The sequence below is a fragment of the Rhizobium johnstonii 3841 genome, from assembly GCF_000009265.1.
Classification (GTDB): Bacteria; Pseudomonadota; Alphaproteobacteria; order Rhizobiales; family Rhizobiaceae; genus Rhizobium; species Rhizobium acaciae.
Genome location: NC_008380.1, coordinates 1910197 through 1931727, shown reverse-complemented (window position 1 = coordinate 1931727; position 21531 = coordinate 1910197). Strand labels below are relative to the sequence as shown.

The 21531-nt window shown below is 61.0% G+C and carries 19 protein-coding genes and 1 pseudogene; 6 read left to right on the top strand and 14 right to left on the bottom strand.

Annotated features, from left to right (window positions below; all coding sequences use genetic code 11):
- Positions 1-85: 85 nt before the first annotated feature.
- The 3 genes from RL_RS40120 (at position 86) to RL_RS09560 (ending at position 2339) form a co-directional block, all read left to right on the top strand.
- Positions 86-262, top strand: coding sequence for a hypothetical protein (locus tag RL_RS40120; RefSeq protein ID WP_041936258.1), 177 nt, complete (start codon positions 86-88; stop codon positions 260-262).
- A gap of 62 nt (positions 263-324) precedes the next feature.
- Positions 325-1713: a sensor histidine kinase gene (locus RL_RS09565; RefSeq protein WP_011651460.1), complete on the top strand. Its 1389-nt coding sequence runs from the start codon at positions 325-327 to the stop codon at positions 1711-1713.
- 2 nt (positions 1714-1715) lie between these two features.
- Positions 1716-2339, top strand: coding sequence for a response regulator (locus RL_RS09560; protein ID WP_011651459.1), 624 nt, complete (start codon positions 1716-1718; stop codon positions 2337-2339).
- A gap of 27 nt (positions 2340-2366) precedes the next feature.
- On the opposite strand, the gene RL_RS09555 is transcribed toward RL_RS09560, so the two are convergent.
- The gene (locus RL_RS09555) at positions 2367-2867 is read right to left on the bottom strand and encodes a hypothetical protein (protein WP_011651458.1); all 501 of its coding nucleotides are present in this window, start codon (positions 2865-2867) and stop codon (positions 2367-2369) included.
- A 286-nt stretch (positions 2868-3153) separates the two neighbouring features.
- On the opposite strand from RL_RS09555, the gene RL_RS09550 reads away from it, so the two are divergent.
- From RL_RS09550 to RL_RS09540, 3 genes are all read left to right on the top strand, one after another.
- Positions 3154-3651: a hypothetical protein gene (locus tag RL_RS09550; RefSeq protein ID WP_011651457.1), complete on the top strand. Its 498-nt coding sequence runs from the start codon at positions 3154-3156 to the stop codon at positions 3649-3651.
- A gap of 168 nt (positions 3652-3819) precedes the next feature.
- A complete protein-coding gene (xth, locus tag RL_RS09545; RefSeq protein WP_011651456.1) occupies positions 3820-4614 on the top strand; it encodes an exodeoxyribonuclease III in 795 nt (264 codons plus the stop codon).
- Between the two features lie 105 nt (positions 4615-4719).
- On the top strand, positions 4720-4902 hold the full coding sequence (locus RL_RS09540) for a hypothetical protein (protein WP_028742166.1): 183 nt from the start codon (positions 4720-4722) through the stop codon (positions 4900-4902).
- Between the two features lie 45 nt (positions 4903-4947).
- Here RL_RS09540 and RL_RS09535 read toward each other — a convergent pair whose 3' ends face one another.
- The 13 genes and pseudogenes from RL_RS09535 to RL_RS39975 all read right to left on the bottom strand — a co-directional run bounded on the left by RL_RS09535 (position 4948) and on the right by RL_RS39975 (position 21359).
- The gene (locus tag RL_RS09535) at positions 4948-7032 is read right to left on the bottom strand and encodes an FAD-dependent oxidoreductase (protein ID WP_011651455.1); all 2085 of its coding nucleotides are present in this window, start codon (positions 7030-7032) and stop codon (positions 4948-4950) included.
- Positions 7033-7038: 6 nt separating this feature from the next.
- Complete coding sequence (locus RL_RS09530; protein WP_011651454.1) at positions 7039-8208, bottom strand: Gfo/Idh/MocA family protein; 1170 nt, start codon at positions 8206-8208, stop codon at positions 7039-7041.
- A 24-nt stretch (positions 8209-8232) separates the two neighbouring features.
- The gene (locus RL_RS09525; RefSeq protein ID WP_011651453.1) at positions 8233-9888 is read right to left on the bottom strand and encodes a GMC family oxidoreductase; all 1656 of its coding nucleotides are present in this window, start codon (positions 9886-9888) and stop codon (positions 8233-8235) included.
- A 1-nt stretch (position 9889) separates the two neighbouring features.
- Positions 9890-11436: pseudogene (locus RL_RS09520) on the bottom strand (GMC oxidoreductase).
- A 15-nt stretch (positions 11437-11451) separates the two neighbouring features.
- Positions 11452-12567 (bottom strand): ABC transporter ATP-binding protein, encoded by a 1116-nt coding sequence (locus RL_RS09515; protein ID WP_011651451.1) that lies wholly within the window; start codon positions 12565-12567, stop codon positions 11452-11454.
- Between the two features lie 3 nt (positions 12568-12570).
- A complete protein-coding gene (locus RL_RS09510; RefSeq protein WP_011651450.1) occupies positions 12571-13518 on the bottom strand; it encodes a carbohydrate ABC transporter permease in 948 nt (315 codons plus the stop codon).
- A complete protein-coding gene (locus RL_RS09505; protein WP_011651449.1) occupies positions 13515-14468 on the bottom strand; it encodes a carbohydrate ABC transporter permease in 954 nt (317 codons plus the stop codon). Before RL_RS09505 ends, RL_RS09510 begins: the two co-directional genes overlap by 4 nt.
- Positions 14469-14596: 128 nt before the next feature.
- Positions 14597-15859, bottom strand: coding sequence for an ABC transporter substrate-binding protein (locus RL_RS09500; RefSeq protein ID WP_011651448.1), 1263 nt, complete (start codon positions 15857-15859; stop codon positions 14597-14599).
- A 190-nt stretch (positions 15860-16049) separates the two neighbouring features.
- Positions 16050-17570 carry an aldehyde dehydrogenase family protein gene (locus RL_RS09495; RefSeq protein ID WP_028741349.1) on the bottom strand — a complete coding sequence of 507 codons (1521 nt, stop codon included), beginning with the start codon at positions 17568-17570 and terminating at the stop codon, positions 16050-16052.
- Positions 17570-18349: an enoyl-CoA hydratase/isomerase family protein gene (locus tag RL_RS09490; protein ID WP_011651446.1), complete on the bottom strand. Its 780-nt coding sequence runs from the start codon at positions 18347-18349 to the stop codon at positions 17570-17572. Before RL_RS09490 ends, RL_RS09495 begins: the two co-directional genes overlap by 1 nt.
- Positions 18342-19955 (bottom strand): acyl CoA:acetate/3-ketoacid CoA transferase, encoded by a 1614-nt coding sequence (locus RL_RS09485; protein ID WP_173364453.1) that lies wholly within the window; start codon positions 19953-19955, stop codon positions 18342-18344. Before RL_RS09485 ends, RL_RS09490 begins: the two co-directional genes overlap by 8 nt.
- Positions 19956-19960: 5 nt before the next feature.
- Positions 19961-21010, bottom strand: a complete 1050-nt coding sequence (locus RL_RS09480; protein ID WP_011651444.1) for a LacI family DNA-binding transcriptional regulator — start codon at positions 21008-21010, stop codon at positions 19961-19963.
- A 199-nt stretch (positions 21011-21209) separates the two neighbouring features.
- Positions 21210-21359, bottom strand: coding sequence for a hypothetical protein (locus RL_RS39975; protein ID WP_162039348.1), 150 nt, complete (start codon positions 21357-21359; stop codon positions 21210-21212).
- Positions 21360-21531: the final 172 nt, after the last annotated feature.

The following is a 21531-nucleotide window of genomic DNA, read 5'->3' as shown; positions in this document are numbered from 1 at the left end:
TCCCAACCCTGTCGGACCGAAGTCCCTGAGGTGGAACGTGCGTCGGACTCGCGCCGTTTCGAACGATATTGAAGGAGATCCAAACATGAACCAGAGTCATAGATCCCGAGTGAATGACGCCTGTAACGCGTCCGTCTTCGCACTTGTTATCGTTCTGGCCACTCTTCTCTACATCTTCGGCGCAGCCATATCCGGCGATACCGTCGGGTTGACACAGAGCATAAGAGGCGCCGAGGTGTTCGACACCAGGAATGTGCCCTGATGCTGTTTGGAAAACTCTAAAGACGCGGTAGGTTAATTAGGCAGTCTCTTACCGGTATCAAAATGAATTGGCTTCGCCGCTGGAATGCCCGCTCACTCGCCTCCCAGTTCTTCATCGCGGGTGGACTCATATCGATTGCCGCCATGTTCGTGGTCGGCTTTTTTGTGAGCCATCTCATCGAGGAGACCGTCATCCACAATTCGGGCGCGGCGACGGCGCTTTATGTGGACAGCGTGATCGCGCCGCTCCTTCCCAATATGCAAACCGAGTCGCTGCTGGACGACGCGAGTGCTCAGGCTCTGGACGAGACGCTCGGTCAAGGTGCACTCGGCAAACGCCTTGTTTCGTTCAAGCTGTGGCGAAGCGACGGCACCATCCTCTATTCGAACGAGAAGGAGCTGGTAGGCAAGACGTTTGCGGTCAGCGACAAGCTGCAGAGGGCATTCGCAGGATCTCTCGTCGCGCGCTACGAAATCGCCAGCGATCCGGAAAGCGACAAGGAGCGCGCGCTCGGCAAGCCGCTGATGGAGATCTATAATCCGGTGCTCCAGCCTTGGTCCGGACAGGCGGTCGCCGTCCTTGAGTTCTACGAGACAGCAGAAGGACTGGGCGATAGTCTGGCGCATGCCAGGCTCAGGAGCTGGGGCGCCGTCGCCGCTCTGACGGCGACCTTTTTCCTTGTTCTTTCCGTTCTGGTGTTCCGGGGTAGCCGCACGATCGAGGCACAGCGCAAGGATCTCAAAGAACGGGTCACCGAACTGTCTGCGCTGCTGGCGGAAAACCGCGGACTTCAGCGGCGCCTGCAGCGCGCCTCCCAGCGTGCGGCAGCGCTGAACGAAACATATTTGCGCAGCATCGGTGCCGATCTGCACGACGGTCCGGCCCAGCACATCGCCTATGCCTCATTGCGCCTGGACAGCGACGTGTTGATCAATGCGTCCACCCAGCCCGAAGCGCGTGAGAAGGAACTTGCGTGGATACGCTCGAGCCTTGCCGAAGCGATGACGGAGATCCGCAATATCTGCAGCGGACTGGTGCTTCCGCAGATCGAGAAGTCCTCGATCACCGAGATCGTCACGCGGGTCGTCGACGTGCATCAACACAAGACCGAAAGCCATGTCGAAACTGTTATCGACGAGGATGGACCGGAACTTCCCCCCGCCGTGAAGATCTGTATCTATCGTTTCGTTCAGGAAGCCTTGAACAACGCTTATCGCCACGGCGGCGGCGTTCAGCAGACGGTCAGGGCCGTCTCGCACAAGGGTCATGTCCGTGTCGAGGTCAGCGATCGCGGCGACGGCTTCGATCCGACCGAAGTGAGACCAACGAGCCTCGGCCTCGTGGGGTTGCGGGAGCGCATCGACAGCCTGGGAGGATCCTTCGATATCAAGACAGGCGAAGGAGGAACGACCGTGACCATGATCTTCGAGCCAATGGAAGTGGGAGAGTAGGGATGACAGCAATCACCATCGGCGTCGTGGACGATCATCCGCTTTTTCGCGAGGGCGTAACGCGCAGCCTCTCCGAGATCAGCGGCTTTATCGTGGTTGGCGAGGGGGCCAGCAGCGATGACGCGGCGATGATCGCTTCGGACAACCATCCCGACATCATGCTCCTCGATGTCTCGATGCCCGGCGGCGGGCTGTCTGCGATCAGTGACGTCCTGGCGCGGAGCCCTACAACGAAAGTGCTGATGTTGACCGTATCCGAGGAGGTGGACACGTTACTGGGAGCTCTGCAACGGGGCGCGATGGGTTATGTTCTGAAAGGTGTTGGTTCGCGTGGCCTCGCCGAAGCAATCCAAACCGTCCTGCGTGGCTCGCGATATATCTCGCCGACGATGTCGGCGAAAGTCATGGAGAATTCGCTGCATGGCGGAACCCCCGAAAAAAACAGCCTGACGCCACGGGAACGCGAGGTGATGGATCTTGTCGCTCAAGGCTTGTCAAACAAGCATATCGGCTTGCGTCTCAGCCTGCAGGAAAAGACTGTGAAGCACCACATGACCCAGATTCTGAGCAAGCTAGGCGCCTCGAACAGGACTGAAGCGGCTCTACAATGGCGCGAACGCCGCTGAAAAAGCTTATCGCCCGACTATCACGCTTCAGCGAAGAAAGCGGCTCAGCCGGCGAGCATCGTTGGCCGTCGCCTGTCGATTTATAATCGTCCGGCCCTTCGAGTCCTTCATAATGTAGCGACCGCGCTGCAGGACTTCAGTGATGCCATTCGAATGACGGACGTCGATCGAGCCATCGGACGCTGATGTCGCTCTCGCTCCCGATCCTGCTGACGATCCTGTGCTCGAGGTAGAAGATCCTCCACCACCGGAGGAATTCCCCCCATTGCCATTCCCGGAACCGCTGTTGCCGTTGCCGCCACCGTTGCCATTCCCTCCCCCGTTGCCATTACCGCCGCCGTTGCCGTTGCCATTCCCTCCTCCATTGCCATTGCCATTCCCGTTGTTGCCGTCCTTTGCCAGCGCAATGTCCAACGCCAGAACAGGAAGGGAACCGCCGAAATTCAAACCGGCTGGCAATACGGCAGCGACGAGGGCGACCGCGGCGCCGCTGCCCAATCTTAGAAAATCGCGTTTCCGGATACTCATGCCATAGCCTCGTTCGTGCGTTCCTCGCGGTTCAATATATGACGTATGAGATTTCTCGCTGTTCCGCGTAAAGAATGCAACCGACCTAGGTAGTAGGCGCCGGCAAGACTTTGGTCCGGCGTGCCCCGATTGCAATGCTCGTCATCGGAAAAGGCCGTACAATGTCATCGTAAGCGCGAGTTTGCTGACCTCTGTTCAATCCTTTCGGTGTTAAGCGCGGCAGCATCTATGGAACTTCTTTGCCTGTCGTCGCTTTGATTGTGGAAGTGCAACAGAGGAAACCCCAATGGCAAATCCCAATGACTCCCCCGCAGTCCAGTCGATGCGACAAGAGCAGGCAGAGCAGCGGAAGCAGGCGCGAAAAGGCGAACTCGACAAAGCAATCGAGGATACCTTTCCGGCGTCCGACCCGGTGTCAGCCACCCACACCTCCATTCCCGCCGGCCGCAGCGACGTCGAGGCGGCCGAGCGTGTGAAGCGGGAGCCAGATGCCACCAGGCTGGACGAGGAGTTTCCACTTGTGGATCAAGCCCTGCGCTCAAGCGGCGAAACCGCACACTCCTCAGAGAGATTTGATGTGGATCGCGAAGAAATGCGCGCGCTTCAGAAGGAAGCCGGTCGGATGGCTGAATCTGCTTCGGAGCTGGCTTCTGGAACAGCCCGCCTGGCAAAGGCGGAAGCACGCACATTCATCCATGACCTCGAGGATCGCATACGCCGGCAGCCGCTGACAGCCGCAGCCATCGTCGCCGGCATCGCCTTCGTCTTCGGCGCGACGCGTTGAGGAGCCAAGTGACTGTCGGCTCGCTCGATCACCCCGAGAGGATTCGACCGGCGCACCATTACGGTGTGGAGAACCGCCTCCACTAGGACGATTGCGGGCGGGATTTCCTGAGGAGGAAACTCGGGAGCGTTTCTAGAGCCTGTCCGTGCTTCGACTTCCGGGGGTCTCATGAAAATCGCAACCTACAACGTCAACGGGATCAATGGACGGTTGGACATCCTGTCGCGCTGGCTCAAGGAGGATACCCCTGATGTGGTCTGCCTCCAGGAACTGAAGACAGACGATGCCAGGTTTCCGCGAAAGGAGATCGAACGAGCCGGCTACGGCGCCATCTGGCACGGGCAGAGATCCTGGAATGGGGTTGCGATCCTGGCAAAAGGCAAGATACCGATCCTGACGCGGCGCGGTCTTCCCGGCGATCCTGACGATACTCACAGCCGGTATATCGAAGGCGCCGTCGACGGCATCCTGGTCGGATGCCTGTATCTTCCCAACGGCAATCCGTTCCCAGGAGCAAAGTTCGATTACAAGCTTCGTTGGTTTCGTCGCCTGCACGAATACGCCGCCGAACTCCTCGAGCTCGAGGTGCCTTCCATCCTGGCCGGCGACTTCAACGTCATGCCGACGGAGATCGACGTCTACAAGCCGGAACGCTGGCTGGACGACGCCCTCTTCAGGCCGGAAGTGCGCAGGGCCTATGCTGATCTCGTCGCTCAGGGCTGGACCGATGCCGTCAGACATCTGCATCCAGAGGAGCGCATCTATACCTTCTGGAAATACTGGCGGAACAGCTTCGAACGTGATGCAGGGCTTCGGATCGACCACTTCCTGCTCAGTCCGGCAGTCGCCCCATGGCTTCGATCGGCGACCGTCCGGAAAAAACCGCGCGGCTGGGAGCATACCAGCGACCACGCCCCCGTCATGATCGAGCTCGACGTTTCCAAAGCCGGAGCCGACCTGTGAGCCGTAGGCCGCTCGGGAGCGAGGGAACCTGTCACCTCGCCGAGAGTTAGCCCAAAGCGCGGGACGGCATCCCTGCCCCGCAATTTTCCAACCGGAAGTAACGCCATGGGCGAAAGCAAGAACTACCTGAACACCGACGAGATCCAGGCCGACGACCAGTTGTCGCCGAAGCCGGTCGAAGGCAAGGATCCGCCAAGGCGGGTGCGCAGAAGCGAGGAAGCTATCGCCGAAGGCTCTGACGACACCGAGCGCATCCGAGTTCCGCCCCCGGTTTCGAATCCCGATTGATCAGCCGCACGGCTCCGTCTCGAAGTGACGCCTACCGGCATCGCCTCATTTGTCCGCGCCCAGATCGTAGATGCGGCCTGTCAACCAGGCTGGCCAGTCTCGCTCGAAGAAGGACTTGGCGCTTTCATCCAGCATGCGGTTCGGACGGGTTGAAAGCCTGATCTCATCGCCATCAAGCCGAACGACGATCTGTTCCTTGCGATGCGCCTCGCGTTCCTTCCGGAAGCGATAATCCTGCAACGGTCCTGAGCGCGCCAGCGGAAGCGATTCGCCCTCCGCATCGCATATCGCCCGCGCCCCACGGCTGCCGCCTCCATTGCGAATGAAGAAATCGAGCGCGCTGAGCACGGCTTCCGACGCGAGCGCCATATGCCGCCATTGCACGCCTCGAACCGCCTCCGCTGCGCGACCGTAGGCAATGCCGTTCGCATGGATTTCAGCGTTCAGTTTGCGCGCTTCGATCAAGGCTCGGCCTACGCTTTCTTGATCACAGATGATGCCAGCCTTGTCGCTCATTCGCGCCTGTACTTGCGAACGGATAGATTTGACGGTGAGCGGGCTCTCGGTCCGAAGGACCGCGAGGAGGTCGGCGATGCCCGCCTCTGCGACATCGGTTATGTGCTCTGCTGCTGACCGCTTTGCCTTGCCGCTGGCGCTGATGTGCTCTGCCGCGCGCGTACCGAAGACTTGCCCGGCATTGAGCGCCGCTCCACCCGGCCTCGTCACGCCGTGTGTGCCCGCTGCTTCTCCAACCGCGTAACAGCCGCCGAGACTGCTGCGGCCCCAGGTATCGACCATGATGCCGCCGTTCATGTGCTGGTTGTTGACGGCAAATTCCAGCGGCTCCTCGGCGATATCGATCTTGTAGCGGCGGTAGAGCTCGATCGCGAGGGGGTTCATATGCTTCAATCGATCGATCGGCATGTCCTGGTCGGCGCCGGCCTTGCCGAGATATTCGCGGACGTCTTCATCCAGTCTTTCCAGGCTGAACGGCAGATCGCCCGGCACGGATAGGGGATTGCGATTGAAATCCATGAAGACGCGCCGCCCTGCGGCGGTTTCGCTAGAGATGGCAAGGTCGACCAAGCTCGAGCCGAAATCGAGCATGCGCGTCGCGTGAAAGGGCCACTGATAGCCTTTGCGGAAGATGTTCGACGCCAGCTCCTGCGTGCTGCGGTAATATTCTGCCAGGAAATGGCGCTCGGCGCCGTCTGAATCGAGCGAGTAGATATGCGGGATCGCCTGGACGTAGGTGCCCGACAGATTCCACGGGAAGCCTTCCCGGCGCGTTCCGATACCAAACTGGCTTTCGGTCAGGTTGACGAGTTCGACGCCTGCCTCGAGCGCCAATCCGAGGGAGCCGAAGCAGCCGTTTGGATAAACGCTGTCACGATAAAGTTCGCCCGGCCCGCCGGCGGCGAGCACGATCACGCCACCGACGAACAGCGCGATGCCCAGCGGGTTATCCTGCGTGCGGTCGGTAGCGCGCATGGCGATTATCCCGACGACGTGGCGGTCAGCACCATCGCCCTCATTGAGGATCTTTACCGCCGTGGTCTGGTTGTAGAACGGCACTCCAAGCCGGATCGCCTCTTCGGCCAGCACCTTGACCATCAGGCGGGAGGTGCGGGGGCCACAACTGGTGGCGCGGCCGACCTCGTCATGGTCGGTCTGATATCTGAGCGTCCCGCCCAGCGGATCCTGCGGCAGCGGCAGGCCTAAGAACTGGAGCGATGCCATCATCCGCGACGAGCCCACAGCCTCGACATAGGCCGTGTCCTCGTCCATCGCACCGCCGCTGCGGATGGCTCGGGCCATTGCCTTGTAATTGTCGCCCTGATCCGCCGTATTTGCCGTGTGAAGGGTTTGCTTGTCGGATCCAGAACAGGCCGAGGTTCCACCCCACGCGCTTTGGCTGACGATAACGACGTCGTCGCCGCGCCGCTTCATTTCCACTGCGGCTCGCAGACCTGCCGCGCCGGATCCGACGACGACGCAACCGGCTCGATAGATCGGCGCCTCGACGCCGGCGAGCCGGACTACGTCCGAAGGGCCGGGCTCGGTTGGGAGCCGCGGCATGTCGACATCGGTCAGTGCGTCAAGAATTTCCTGCGGAACATCTATGGTCATCGGCGTTCAACCCAACGGGATGTCGACCCAACGCTTTTGCCGGGAGGACTCCATGCATGCGTCGACAATCTGGCAGAGGTGATGGCCTGTATCGAATGTCGGCCACATCGGCCTGTTTGCAACGATTGAGCGGATCACCTCGGCCACCTCGATGATCTTGCTTTCATTGTAGCCCAGGCCGAAATTCGGCAGAGGAAGGAAAGCCCTGAAGGTGGGGTTCTCCGGACCCACGTCGATCTCCCGGAAGCCGCGCCGCCCCGTCCGGTCGTCGTTGGAGTAGAAGCGCAGCCGGTTTATCTCGTCATAGGTATAGGCGATGCTGCCTTTCGTTCCATAAATTTCGTAGGTCTGCATGAACTTGCGGCCGGTCGCGACACGGCTGAAATCGACGACCCCGCCGGCGCCGTTCTCGAACCGGCACAGCAGGTTCGTTGCATCAGGATTGGTGATATCAGCCCAGGACTCGTTGCCTGAGAGTTTCACCTGCTCGCCATAGGCAAGGCCCTCGACGACAGGCCGACGCGGCGTCACGATGAGATTGTCGGCGATCAGGGAACTGACGCGGCCGACCAGGAAATCCATGAAGCTGAAGATGTGCGAGCCGGTATCACCGACGATCCCGGTCGGCGCGAGCTTTCCGTCGGCCCGCCACATGAAGGGCGCGTTCGGATCGCCATACATGTCGACGTGCTGGCAGCCGCGGAACAGCTTGATCTCGCCGATTTCGCCGGACTGAATGATGTCTTTCGCCAGATCATGGACGGGGTTCCGGGGAAAGGCGTGTCCGACGCGGGTAATGACACCCTTTTCCCTGGCGATGTCGGCCAGTTCCCGCGCTTCGGAGGCGGTGTTTGCCAACGGCTTCTCGCAATAGACATGTTTGCCGGCCAGCAAGGCCGCCTTGGCCACCTGGTAATGAAGGTGGTCAGGCAGGCAGATATCGATCAGATCGACATCCGGATCAGCGACCGCGAGATTCCAATCCTGAAGAATTCTTGCACCCGGCGCCCTGTGAGAAAGATCCCCGGCTGTCTTCGAGGGACCTTCGACGAGAGCGACGATCCGTGCCGTTCCGTCCGACACTCCGAAGAAGTGCGGAAAGGTCTGGTAGGCCATCGTGTGGACCTTTCCCATCCAGCCCGAGGCGCCAAGCACTGCAACTCTGACTTCAGACATTGTCGTCTCTCCTCTGGATGTGGCTTACCGGATTTCGGCGCGGGCCCGAGGCCTCGCATCGTTGCGTTCGTAGGCGAAGATGATGGGGGCAAGTGCCGGCAAGTCCCGAATGAGGTCCGAGCCTTTTTCGCCGACCATGATCGTCGGAGCGTTGGTATTGCATGACGGCACGCGCGGCATGACGGATGAGTCGCAGACCCTGAGGCCTTCCAGGCCATGGACCTTGAGATCAAGCCCGACAACCGCGTCGGGTCCTCTTCCCATTTTGCAGGTGCCAACCGGATGATGGTCGGTCTTTGCGTTGGCGCAGCCGTAGTCGAAAAGCTGCTCGTCGGTCATCACCTTCGGTCCGGGAAGCCTTTCGGCCATGACATAAGGCTTCAGCGCCGCCTGCTGCATGATCTCGCGTGCGATCTTGAGCCCCTCCAGGGACATTGTCCTGTCGTGCGGATCGGACCAGTAGTTGGGGTCGATCAATGGAGCGGCAGCCGGGTCGGAGGATGACAGACGCACCGTCCCCCGCGAGCGCGGATGCAGATAGGCGGAGTTGAGCGTCACGCCCGCATTCTTGAGCCGTTCGACACCCGCTTCGATGCCCGAACCCAGACCGAGGTGGAACTGGATATCGGGAGAACGGGCTTCAGGATCGGCATACCAGAAGCCGCCGGTCTCGAAGAGCGAAGAGGCGACCGGACCGGTCCGGAACAGGACGTATTGAATCCCGGCCCAAAGTGTCCGGTGGAATTTTGCAACGCCATCATAGGTGTGATCGCCGGTGCATTCGGCGATGACGAAAAGATCCAGGTGATCCTGCAGGTTGCCGCCGACACCCGGCAGATCGTGGAGCACCTTGACGCCCACCGAGCGCAGATGGTCGGCCGGTCCTATGCCGGACTGCAAAAGCAGCTTCGGCGATCCGATGGCGCCCGACGAAATCAATACTTCGCGGTTGGCGCGCACGATCTCCAAGCCGCGCGCGGTCACGATCTCGACGCCTGTCGCACGGGCTCCCTCCAGAACGATGCGTGCGACGCGTGCGCCTGTCCTGACCGTCAGGTTCTTCCGGTCCTTGATCGGCGAGAGATAGGCGAGCGATGCCGACGACCGGCGGCGGTTGCGCTGCGTCAGCTGATAAAATCCCACGCCCGCCTGCTGGCGTCCGTTGAAGTCGTGATTATAGGGAATGCCGAGCTCCTGCCCTGCACGGATATAGGCGTCGCAGATCGGCAGCGGCGCAGCCGGCATCGAGATGCCCAGCGGACCGCCATAGGAGTGATAGTCGTCAGCGAAGCGCTGATTATCCTCCGCGCGTTTGAAATAGGGAAGGATCGAACGATAGTCCCAGCCCTCGCAGCCGTCTTCACGAGCCCAGAGGTCATAATCCACCGCGTTTCCGCGCGTATAGAGCTGTGCGTTGATGGACGAGCCGCCACCGATGACCTTTGCCTGCGTATAACGAAGCACCCGGCCTTTCATGTGCTTCTGGGGAACAGTTTCCCATCCCCAGCTGGCGACGCCTTTGGTCATCTTGGCGAAGCCCGCGGGCATGTGAAAAAGAGGATTCCAGTCGCCTCCACCCGCCTCGAGCAGGAGTACGCTGACATCGGGATCTTCGCTCAGCCGATTTGCAAGCACGCATCCTGCAGGGCCGGCGCCGGTGATGATATAGTCGAAACCCATCTTACTGTCCTATTTTGTCCGTTCGGTCTGCCAGCGCGTGTCTCATGCCTGCAAGTCCTTCGATGCGATGTGATCTGCCACTCTCAGCGCCTGGGCGGCGATGGTGAGCGCAGGATTCACCGCGGCCGAGGTGGGGAGGAAACCGGCGTCGACGACGAAGAGATTTTCGTGATCATAAGACCGGCAGTACGCGTCGAGCGGCGCAGTCGCGGGATCGTTTCCGATGCGGATCGTTCCGCATTGATGGGAAGGCGTGCGCTTGTCGAAGGGCCTCGCCAGCACGATCGGAAATCCGATCGATTTCAGGATCGCCTTCAGCCTGGCGACAAGTGCGAGATGAGCGTCCCAGTTGGTTCGCTGCCATTGGAGAATAATCCGGTCTCCATCCACCATGACGCGGCTTTCAGGGTTTGGAACGTCCTCGCTCATCGCATAGAAATCGATGGCATGACCTGTGATGAAGCGCAGAAGCCATTCCGGAGCCTGCGGCAGAGAGCCCTTGAGAACCTTTTCGGAGATGCGCCCCAGGAGCTGCACGTTGCCGAGGGGCGGCCCTCCCTCCCCGTCGGAGAGATAGAAGTCATTGAAGGCAAAGGTCTTCTGGTAGATGGAGGTGTTGCTGAACCGCGGTGAGACCCCGATGACGGCGGACGCATTATGATTCATGAAGTTGCGGCCCACCTGGTCGGAAGAGTTCGCCAGCCCCCTTGGGAAGCGGTCGTTTTTCGAGCGCAGCAAAAGCACGGACGACTGCACCGCTCCGGCAGAAAGGATCACGATCTCTGGCGAAACAGTCACCGTCTGCCCATTCTTGACATAGGTCACCCGGTCGATCCGGCTCCCCGCTCCCGTGTCGAGCCTCGTCACACGCGCATTGGTTTCGAGCCGGACGTTCTCGTGTCTCAGCGCCACTGCGAGGGCTGCGGTCTCGGCGTCCATCTTGCCGTCGCGGGCGTTCGGATGCGCATCCCACGGCGTGCGTGCTTTGGAGAGCCAGGCGTCAAGATCGAGGCCGAGCGGCAGGGAAAATGGATGCAGGCCTTTCTGCTTGAGGCGCGCCCTGATATCGGCAATCGGCGCCTCGTCCGGGACGGGCGGGTACTCGTAGGCAGCCGAGTGGTGCGGTTCGGTGGGATCTTCACCCAGACTGCCGCGAACCTGATAGATGCGTTCCGCCTGGCAGTACCACGGCTCCAGGGCTTCATACGGAAACGGCCAGGCCGGCGACACGCCCTCCCGGTGCTGGATGACCTCGAAATCTTGCTGGCGATAACGTGACAACACGGCGCCGTAGAACTTCGAATTCCCGCCGACATTGTAGTAGTTGCCGGGATTGAACCCCTTGCCGTTCGCCTCGTACCAGGTTTCTTTCGGTCGAAAATGTCCCCGCTGGAAGATCGCGCGTTGGTCGCGGTTGACCGGAAGATCGGCGATATGATCGCCGGCTTCGAGGATCAATATCTTCGCACCGGTCACGGCCAGGCCGGCCGCGACCGTGGCGCCGCCGACGCCTGAACCGATGATGACGATATCTGGTGAACCGCTCATGTTAGCACCTGGCCCTCACGCGATCCGCGCCTGTGTTTCCGGATCGAAGAAGACGGCCTTGTCGAGGTTGAATGCGAGGCGGGTGTTTTGTCCTGGAGCGATGCCGGTATCGGCACGAAGGCGGGCGACGACGGATTTGCCGCCGAGCTTGGTGACGGCGAAGGTGTCGGAGCCGGCCGGTTCGACCACCTCGATCAGACAATCGCCCTCGGTCAGCGAGCGCGCCTTGCGGTCGGCGCCATCGGGATCGGTCAGCGCCTCCGGGCGGATGCCGAAGATCACCTGTTTGCCGGTATAGGCGGTCAGGCCGTCATTGCCTGATATGACTGGCAGTCGGAGCGGGGCGGCATTCGGCCGCTCCAGCGAGACTTCCAGCCCGCCGGCGCCGTTTTCGACGGTGGCGTTGAGCAGGTTCATCGCCGGCGATCCCATGAAGTCGGCGACGAAGATGTTGGAAGGGCTGTTATAGATCTCGGCCGGCGTGCCGAACTGCTGCAGCACGCCGTCCTTCAGCACGGCGATCTTGGTCGCCAGCGTCATCGCCTCGATCTGGTCATGGGTGACATAGACGAAGGTGGTGCCCATGCGCTGATGCAGCCGCTTGATCTCGGTGCGCATGTCGACCCGCAGCTTGGCGTCAAGATTGGAGAGCGGCTCGTCGAACAGGAAGACCTGCGGATTGCGCACCAGCGCCCTCCCCATGGCGACACGCTGGCGCTGGCCGCCGGAGAGCTGGCTCGGCTTGCGGTCGAGCAGATGGCCGATCTGCAGCATGTCGGAGACTTGGGCGATCGCCCTGGCACGCTCCTCCTTCGGAACGCCGCGGATCTCCATGCCGAAGGCGATGTTGCCCGCCACCGTCATGTTCGGATAGAGCGCATAGGACTGGAACACCATGGCGATGTCGCGCTTGGAGGGATGCAGGCCGCTGATGTCGCGTCCGTCGATCTTGATATCGCCTGAGGTGATCGTCTCCAGCCCGGCAATGGTGTTGAGCAGCGTGGACTTGCCGCAGCCGGACGGGCCGACCAGCACGAGAAAGCCGCCCTTTTCGAGTTCGAGGTCGATCCCCTTGAGAATGTCGACGGCGCCGAAGCGCTTTTTGAGACCGGAGATTTCGAGGAAGGCCATGGATTACCCTTTGACAGCGCCCGCCATCAGACCGCGCACGAAGTAGCGGCCGGCGAGGATATAGACGATGAGCGTCGGCACGGCTGCGATCATCGCCGCCGCCATGTTGACATTGTATTCGACGACGCCCGTCGAGGTGTTGACGACATTGTTCAGCGCCACCGTCATCGGCATGGTGTCACCGGTGCCGGCGTAAGCCGAGGCAAACAGGAAGTCGTTCCAGATATTGGTGAACTGGTAGATGACGGTGACGACGATGATCGGCAGCGAGTTCGGCAGCATGATGCGCCGGAAGATCTGGAAGAAGCTGGCGCCATCGACCTGGGCGGCCCTGACCAGTTCGGTCGGAAAGGCCTCGTAGAAATTGCGGAAGAACAGTGTCGTGAAGCCCAGGCCATAGACGACATGGACGAAGACCAGATTGATCGTCGGATTGCCGAAGCCGAAGTTCCACCCCGTGGCATTCTGCAGCGTCATCCCGAAGCGGCCGAGCGAGCCGAGGATCGTTGCCATCGGCAACAGCACCGACTGGAACGGGATGAAGCAGGCAAACAGCATCAGCCCGAACACCAGTGTGTGGCCGGGAAAGCGCCATTTGGTCAGCACATAACCGTTCAGCGCCCCCATGATGGTGGAGATCGCGACGGCCGGAACGACCATCTTGATCGAGTTCCAGAAGTAGCCCTTGATGCCGGCGCAGGTCAGCCCGACGCAGGTCTCGCCCCAGGCCTTGATCCAGGGGTCGAAGGTCGGCGATTGCGGCAGCGCCAGCATGTTGCCGTTCTGGATCTCGTCCATGGTCTTGAACGAGGTCGTCAGCATGACGAAGAGCGGCATCAGATAGAGGACGGCGAAGATCAGCAGCAGGCCGTAGATGACGGTGCGGCCGATCCAGCGGGTGTTGTTGCTGTTCTGCGCCCTGTCGGTTGTCGGTGAGATGATCGTGCTCATCGCGCCTTCTCCTTCAGTTCGGAATAGAGATAGGGAACGATGATCGCCGAGATCGTCATCAGCATGATGATGGCGCTGGCCGAGCCGACGGCCATCTCGTTACGCTTGAAGGTGTATTCATACATGAAGTTGGACGGCAGCCAGGCCGAGCCGCCGGGGCCGCCCGAGGTCAGCGCCACCACAAGGTCGTAGGACTTGATCGCCATATGGGCGAGCACGATGAAGGCCGACAGAAAGATCGGCCGCAGCAGCGGAATGACGATGCGCCGATAGAGCTGGAATGGGGAAGCGCCATCGATCTGGGCCGCCTTCATGATCTCGCCGTCGATGCCGCGCAAGCCCGCCAGGAACATCGCCATGACGAAGCCCGACGCCTGCCAGACGCCGGCGATGACGACGGTGTAGATGACGAAGTCCTTGTTCTTGATCCAGTCGAAGTGGAAGCTCGTCCAGCCGAAGTGGTGCAGCGTCTGTTCCAGCCCGAGGCCGGGATCGAGGAACCATTTCCAGGCAACGCCTGTCACGATGAAGGAAAGCGCCATCGGATAGAGGAAGATCGGCCGCAACACGCTCTCGCCGCGGATCTTCTGGTCGAGCAGGATGGCGAGGAAGAGGCCAAGTGCCAGGCAGATGCCGACATAGAGAAAGCCGAAGATCGCCATGTTGGTGATCGAGGTGTACCAGGAAGACGGCGGATCGCTCTCGAAGGTCCAGCGCCACAGCCGCTGATAAGCGCGTGGCCCCGTCAGCGCATAGGAGGGGAATGTCTTGGAATTGGTGAACGACAGATAGGCCGTCCAGACGATGAAGCCGTAGACGAAGATGATAGTGATGACGAAGCTCGGCGCCAGCACGATCTTCGGCAGCGCATCCTGCAGCCGGCCCCTCAACGAGATCCCCGTCGATTGCCTCGGCGTCAGAACCGGATCGGTGGTCGCAACAGTGCTCATGGAATGTCATCTCCTGCCTGCATAATCGTCCGGGCAATCGGCCCCGCATGATCATCCCTGCATGATCGGCGCGAAGCCTGAAGCTTCCCCGCCAGCAGGCGGGAAAGCATTTTTGGTCGACAGTGGTCTCAGCGGGCGTCGTCGATCGCCTGGACGAGCTGCTTGACGGCTTCGTCGGAGGTCTTGATCTGGCCGTGGACGAACTTCGAGACGACATCCTTATAGGCATTGGCGATCGCCGGAGGAGCGCCGTACCCTTGCGCCAGCGAGCCGAACAGCGTGCCGCCTTCGTTGGCTGCCTTCAGGTCGGCGATGCCCTTCTTGCCGCAGGCGTCGAAGTCGGTGTCGGGAACGTCGGTGCGAGCCGGCACCGAACCCTTGACGACGTTGAAGGCCGACTGGAAGCTCTTCGACAGCGTTGCCGTTGCCAGCGCCACCTGAGCGGCCTTGCGGTCGTCGGGAACGTTGAACATGCCGAACATGTCGGAGTTGTAGACCACGCTGCCGTCGGTGCCGGGGAAACGGTAGCACAGGAAGTCGGTATCAGGCGTCTTCTTGGCGGCGACGAATTCGCCCTTGGCCCAGTCGCCCATCACCTGCACCAGCGCATCACCCTTGATGACCATGGCGGTCGCCAGATTCCAGTCGCGGCCCGAGAAGTTCGGGTCGACATACTTGATGATCGTGGCGAGGTTATCGAACGACTTCTTCATCGTGTCGGACTTCAGCGATTCCTCGTCGAGGTCGTTGAAGGCCTTCTTGTAGAACTCCGGACCGCCGGTCGACAGCACGATGGAATCGAACATCGTCGCTTCCTGCCAGTTCTGACCACCGAGCGCCAGCGGGATGACGCCTGCGGCCTTCGCCTTGTCGAGCAGGGCGATCAGCTCGTCGAAGGTCTTCGGCTGGGTGCCGCCGATCTTGTCCATCACAGCCTTGTTGATCCACAGCCAGTTGACCGAGTGGACGTTGACCGGGGCTGCGACCCATTTGCCGTCATAGACCGAGAACTTCTGCAGGGCTGCCGGAACCGACTTGTCCCAGCCTTCCTTCTTCGCCGTCTCCGTCAGATCGCCCATGACGCCGGCCTGGGCATAATCGAGTACGGTATAGCCCAGCATCTGCGAGGCTGTCGGATAGGTGCCGGCCGCAACCATCGCCTTCAGCGCCGTCATCGCCGCATCGCCGCCACCACCGGCAACAGGCACGTCCTTCCAGGCAAACCCTTCCTTCGAAAGATCCTGCTTCAAGACGTTCAGCGCCGCCGCCTCGCCACCAGACGTCCACCAGTGCAGCATCTGCACTTCCTTGACGTCAGCGGCGTGGGCGGAGACGCTGGCGCCGGCCAGAGCCAATGCGATCATTGCAGTCGTGGTCAAAAACTTGTTCATCGAAAGACCTCCCAGTCTTACATTGGACGATGCGGGACCCATTCCCGCACCAATCACCCGCCCTCCTCGAGCGTAGTTTGGCCGCCGTTGCAGCGCCGCGCGTCTTTTCAGACGCGCAAAGGACGCTGCAACACTTTGAATCGACGCATCGTGCTTTCCGAAAATCGATTCCGATTTTCGGGCCGATGCGCTAAGCCAGCTTTTCTGTCTGCGGCATCCACCAGCTGGTGCGTTTGCCGATATGCATGTTGAGCGTCTTGGTCTCGGTGTAGTCTTCAACCGCATGGCGGCCGAGCTCACGGCCGAGGCCGCTTTGCTTGTAACCGCCAAAGGGAAGTTCCGAGGCGCCGTCCATGAAGGTGTTCATCCAGACCGTGCCCGCCCGCACCGACCGGCCGATCGTCAGGCACGTGTCGAAATCGCGGCTCCAGACACCGGCCGACAGGCCGTAGTCGATGGAATTCGCAATCCTGATCGCTTCGGCGGATGTCTCGAATGTCAGGACCGAAAGCACCGGACCAAAGACCTCCTCGCGCGCCACGGCCATATCGGGGGTGACCTCTTCGAGGATCGTCGGCGACATGAACTGCCCCATGCCGAGATCGAGCGTCTCGCCGCCATGGGCAAGCCGGGCACCGCTGCCCCTCGCGCCGGCGACGTATCCTGATATCTTCTCCAGATGCTCAGGCGTAATGATGGCGCCGACCTGCGTCGAAGGATCGAGCGGGTCGCCGACCTTCACCGCCTTCGACAACTCGGCGATCCGCTTGACGACATCGGAAGCGATTGATTTGTGAAGGATCAGCCGCGAGCCGGCATTGCAGCACTCGCCGGCATTGAAGTATGCGCCGAAGACCGCGGCATCGATGAAGGCATCGAGATCGGCATCCGGAAACACGATCTGCGGGTTCTTCCCACCCAGTTCCAGCGAGACCTTCTTCAGCGTCTGTGCGGCATTCGACATCGTCAGCTTTCCGACCCCGGTCGAGCCGGTGAAGGACACCATGTCGACGTCGGGATGGGACGTCATGACCGCGCCGACCTCGGGTCCCGTACCGGTGACAATGTTGACGACGCCATCCGGAATGCCTGCCTCTTCCAGGATCTCTCCCAGCACCAGCGTCGATCCCGAGGTCAGTTCCGAAGGCTTGACGACAGTCGTGCAGCCAGCAGCCAAGGCAAATGGCAGCTTCTGGCCGACGATCAGGAACGGGAAGTTCCAGGGCGTGATGATCGACACCACCCCGATCGCTTCGCGCAAGACGACACCCAGGGTGCCATCGCCGAGCGTGTTATAGCTCTCTCCATGGAGGTCGCGGGCAAGAGCCGCCGCGTAGCGCCATATGTCAACCGAGCCGGCAATTTCTCCCCGTACCTGCGTGATCGGTTTTCCTGCCTCGATAGCATCGAGAAATGCCAGCTCCTCTGCACGCGCCGCGATCAAATCGGCAGCCTTGAGCAGGATGGCGGAACGTTCGGAAGCGGTCATCCGGGGCCACGGCCCGAGGTCGAACGCCTTGCGCGCCGCAGCGATCGCACGTTCGGCGTCCTTCTTGCTGCCGGTCGGGAACCGGCTGACCACGACACCATGGCTCGGCGCGACACGCTCGATCGGATCGGAGCTGCCTGCCTCCCATCTGCCATCGATGAACATCTTGAAATCACGCGCTTTGTGGTCGCTGAGCGCGGTGGGGTTGACGAGAACCGTCATTACCATTCTCCCTTGAACGTTGCCGGGCGCTTCTCGCTGAATGATGCGACGCCCTCCTTCAGATCGCCGGTCTTCGCAGCAAGGATCGAGCCCAAGGCTTCGACCGCGGTTCCGTTGTCTTCGCCGTTTGCCGATGCGATCATCAACTTCGCGATCTCGGTCGCAGCCGGCCCCCTTGCGGCGATCCGCCCAGCATATTCCCTGGCAGCAGTGAGCGCGTTTCCTGTGGGAACAACCGCGTCGACGATCCCGAGCAGGCGTGCCTCCTCGGCGGTGAATATCTCGCCGCCCAAGGCCATGCGCCGGACCGCCTGCGCCCCGAACCGGCGTACAAGACGCTGGGTCCCGGACCAGCCCGGCACCATTCCAAGACCGGTTTCCGGCAGGCCGATCTTGATGTGCTGCTCGGCGAGGCGAATGTCCGCGACGCCTGCAAGTTCAAGCCCTCCTCCGAGTGCGTGGCCATTCAGAGCCGCGATCAGCGGCATCCGGAGCGTCGCCAGTCTTTCGAAGATACGGTGGCCGTGGCGAACCCAGAGATGACCGAACTCCTGAGGCAACATTCCGCCCCAGGCCTTGATATCGCCTCCGGCGGAAAAGCCCTTTCCTTCGCCTGTGAGAATGGCAGCGCGCACATTGGCGTTCGCCTCCACCTGGTCGGCCGCGTCCGCCAACGCCTTGAGCATGTCCAGGTCGAGCGCGTTCAGCTTCTCCGGACGAGAAATCGTCAGCGTCGCAACATGTCCATCGACATCAATTTTGATTGTTCCGCTAGCCATGGAAGCGGCCCTCCAGTGTCCGTGCCCCTTTTTCTGAAAGCGACAGGCCGATGTTTGCCTCCCCGAAGAGCGCGGCGTCCATGACCTTCAGTTCGGGCGCCACGATCAACGGAAACTCCGACTGATCGAGGATGTGGGACTGGAGATCGACGCCTGGGGCAATCTCGGTGAGGACGACGCCATCGGGCGTCAGCTTCATCACGCACCGCTCGGTGATATAGGTGATCTCCTGCCCCTGCTCGATCGCGCGCCTGCCGCTGAAGGTGACATGTTCGACCTCGTTCACGAGCTTCTTCAACTTGCCTTCCCTCTCGATGAGAAGAGCGCCATCGGCGATCGAAAGCTTCGCTCCGGCGTTGAACATGCCTGAGAAGACGATCTTCTTCGCCCGCGCCGTGATGTCGACGAAGCCTCCGGCGCCAGCCGTCACATGCGGTCGGAAGGAAAGCTTGGAGACGTTGACCGAACCGTCTTTGCCGATCTCGAGGAAGGACAGCAGCGATGCGTCGAAGCCTGCCCCCTGGAAGTAAGTGAACTGATAGGGGGACGGCATGTAGGCGTCGGCGTTGGAGGCGCAGCCAAAGGCGAAGTCGAGCAGCGGCACGCCACCGACCGCCCCTTGCTCGATGACCCAGGTGACTGCGCCGTGGAGCCCTTCCTCCAGCAGAATTCGCGGAACGTTGGCCGATATGCCGAAGCCGAGATTGACGCAGCTTCCCAATTGCAGTTCCTGCGCGACACGGCGCGCGATGACTTTCTGAACATTGAACTCCGGAACGCTGAAGCTATCGAGCGGGCGGAAGATCTCCCCCGAAATCGCGGGATCGTATTGCGTCTGCGTCGTCTGCTTCTGCGCCGGATCGACGACCACGTAGTCGACCAGCATTCCAGGCACCCGAACGTCATGGGGCTTCAGCGAGCCTTCCTTGGTGATCCGCTTGACCTGCGCGATGACGATGCCGCCGTTGTTGCGTGTGGCCAGCGCCTGATCGAGGCCGCCGAGATAGGCGCCTTCATGCTCGTATGTCAGGTTGCCGCGCTCGTCGGCGGTGGTGGCGCGGATGATGGCGACCTCTGGGACGATCGAGGGAAAGAACAGCCAATCGTCGCCCTCGAAGCTCACGCGCTTGACCACCGCATGTTCCGACGCCAGGCCGTTCATCGCGCAACCCTGCCGCTCGGGATCGACGAATGTATCGATTCCGATCTTGGTCAGGACGCCCGGCCGCTTCGCGGCGGCCTCGCGATGAATGTCGAAGAGGATACCCGAGGGAATGTTGTAGGCCGGGATTTCGTTGTTGGTGATCATTTGCCAGATGAGCGGCGGCTCAGACGACGATGGACCGGACGGATAGGAGCCACCGATGATGCGCTTGAGCAGACCCTTCTTGGCGATATGGTCGACGCCCTTGATGCCGCTCATATCGCCGGCAGCGATGGGGTGAAGGGTCGTAATGTCACGAGGATGGCCGGTCGCATCAAAGCGTTCGCCAATCGCCTTCAGCATGAGGTCCGGGCAACCGAGACCGCTCGAGGAAGACACCGTTACAACAGCGCCATCCGGGATCAACGCGGCCGCTTCGGCCGGGGTGAGATGCTTCTTCATTGGCATTACGCAAAGTCCTGTTTGATTTTTACCCTCATACCGGCCCCACAGCTCTCGCGAACGACCAACCGAACCGCTGTTGTCACCGTCTCCGCCTCGGCCTTGCCCGCGTTGATCTGCTTGAGAAGCATCTGCGCGGCGCGCCGCCCAATGCCCTGCGGATCAACCGAGACGGTCGTGAGCGCGGGAACCGCCGCCTGAGCCTCGATGACGTCGTCGAAACCCACGACCGCGAAGTCGGCGCCGGGCTCCAGACGGCGCGCGCGCAATCCGTCGCAAACACCGAAGGCGACGGCATCGTTGAAGCAGACGGCTGCAGTGGGCCGATCGGCAAGAACGAGCGCTTTTCCGATCGCCTCGACCCCGCCGGCTCGCGAAGGCGCGGACGAGATGACAAGTTCTTGGTGATAGTCGAGCCCGGCTGCCTCCATGCCGCTTCGGTAACCGGCAAGGCGGTCGTCGAATACGGCGGTGTCGGGAAAGCCGCCGAGAAAAGCGATGCGCTTGTGACCGAGTTCCGCCAGGTGTTTAACCGCGGACATCATGCCCGCCCGGTTGTCGGAGACGATAGACGAGACTTTGGCGCCAGGCAGGTTTCGCACGACGACCACCACCGGAATCCCCGCGGCGACAAGCGGCTTGAAGTCTGTGGCATCGGTGGCGCGCGCCGGCGACACGATGAGCCCCGAAATGCCATGTTCCCGCATCGATGCGACAACCTCGCGCTGCCTGTCGATGCTCTCGCTGGTGTTCGACAGGAATTGCACGAACCCGGCCGACTGAACGACCATATCGACGCCGACCGCCAGTTCCGCGAAGAAGCTGTTCGTCAGGTCGTTCACGACGACCCCGATGATCCTCGACTTGGCGCCGGCCTGCCGAAGATTGGCTGCGCCGCGATTGTAGACGTAGCCCAGCTCGCGCATCACCGCATTGACCTTGGCACGCGTCCCCTCATTGACCAGGGAGGAACTCTGAAGCACCAACGAAACCGTCGATTTCGAGACGCCGGCGGCTTTCGCGATGTCGATGACGGTTACCCGCGCCTTTGTCATTTCCCCTCCCGACACCAACGTCGACTGATTGCTTAATATTTGGAACGTTCCAATTGTGTCAAGCGAAATTCGCGATTCCTGTCCTCAATGCGTCTATTTGCTATAATTATTTATATTCTTCTCGTCGAAGCCAGAGCCAAAAATTTGGAACGATCTAAAAAGCAACTACGACTGGGCGGGCATATGTCAACAAGGACGACTATCTGCTGCTCAGCTTGGATCGGCGTCTTCGTGTTTCCGCGCTGATGTTTTCGAAGAGGCCGAACTGACCGTTGGTCTGCGGGCCGGACAGCAGCCTTTTCATAACCACGCCGGCCAGAACAAACTCTTTCGATTCCATGCTGCTCATAGCGATCATCCTAATTAGAATTTCCAGGTTTCGCTCCCACACGATCGTTGCCGAGGCGCTATCACCGGCAAACTAACATGAGCCATTGTCGAACAATAAAGCCCGTACAGGCCGTGCTCCGGCGACCCGTTCTCTCTTCCAGGTTTCCGTCGAGGAATTCCCGACGATAGAC

Excerpts from the sequence above, each read along its gene's own strand:
- RL_RS40120 (WP_041936258.1), top strand. The coding sequence starts at position 86 with ATGAACCAGAGTCATAGATCCCGAGTGAATGACGCCTGTAACGCGTCC.
- RL_RS09565 (WP_011651460.1), top strand. The coding sequence starts at position 325 with ATGAATTGGCTTCGCCGCTGGAATGCCCGCTCACTCGCCTCCCAGTTC.
- RL_RS09560 (WP_011651459.1), top strand. The coding sequence starts at position 1,716 with ATGACAGCAATCACCATCGGCGTCGTGGACGATCATCCGCTTTTTCGC.
- RL_RS09555 (WP_011651458.1), bottom strand. The coding sequence starts at position 2,867 with ATGAGTATCCGGAAACGCGATTTTCTAAGATTGGGCAGCGGCGCCGCG.
- RL_RS09550 (WP_011651457.1), top strand. The coding sequence starts at position 3,154 with ATGGCAAATCCCAATGACTCCCCCGCAGTCCAGTCGATGCGACAAGAG.
- xth (WP_011651456.1), top strand. The coding sequence starts at position 3,820 with ATGAAAATCGCAACCTACAACGTCAACGGGATCAATGGACGGTTGGAC.
- RL_RS09540 (WP_028742166.1), top strand. The coding sequence starts at position 4,720 with ATGGGCGAAAGCAAGAACTACCTGAACACCGACGAGATCCAGGCCGAC.
- RL_RS09535 (WP_011651455.1), bottom strand. The coding sequence starts at position 7,032 with ATGACCATAGATGTTCCGCAGGAAATTCTTGACGCACTGACCGATGTC.
- RL_RS09530 (WP_011651454.1), bottom strand. The coding sequence starts at position 8,208 with ATGTCTGAAGTCAGAGTTGCAGTGCTTGGCGCCTCGGGCTGGATGGGA.
- RL_RS09525 (WP_011651453.1), bottom strand. The coding sequence starts at position 9,888 with ATGGGTTTCGACTATATCATCACCGGCGCCGGCCCTGCAGGATGCGTG.
- RL_RS09515 (WP_011651451.1), bottom strand. The coding sequence starts at position 12,567 with ATGGCCTTCCTCGAAATCTCCGGTCTCAAAAAGCGCTTCGGCGCCGTC.
- RL_RS09510 (WP_011651450.1), bottom strand. The coding sequence starts at position 13,518 with ATGAGCACGATCATCTCACCGACAACCGACAGGGCGCAGAACAGCAAC.
- RL_RS09505 (WP_011651449.1), bottom strand. The coding sequence starts at position 14,468 with ATGAGCACTGTTGCGACCACCGATCCGGTTCTGACGCCGAGGCAATCG.
- RL_RS09500 (WP_011651448.1), bottom strand. The coding sequence starts at position 15,859 with ATGAACAAGTTTTTGACCACGACTGCAATGATCGCATTGGCTCTGGCC.
- RL_RS09495 (WP_028741349.1), bottom strand. The coding sequence starts at position 17,570 with ATGACGGTTCTCGTCAACCCCACCGCGCTCAGCGACCACAAAGCGCGT.
- RL_RS09490 (WP_011651446.1), bottom strand. The coding sequence starts at position 18,349 with ATGGCTAGCGGAACAATCAAAATTGATGTCGATGGACATGTTGCGACG.
- RL_RS09485 (WP_173364453.1), bottom strand. The coding sequence starts at position 19,955 with ATGAAGAAGCATCTCACCCCGGCCGAAGCGGCCGCGTTGATCCCGGAT.
- RL_RS09480 (WP_011651444.1), bottom strand. The coding sequence starts at position 21,010 with ATGACAAAGGCGCGGGTAACCGTCATCGACATCGCGAAAGCCGCCGGC.
- RL_RS39975 (WP_162039348.1), bottom strand. The coding sequence starts at position 21,359 with ATGAGCAGCATGGAATCGAAAGAGTTTGTTCTGGCCGGCGTGGTTATG.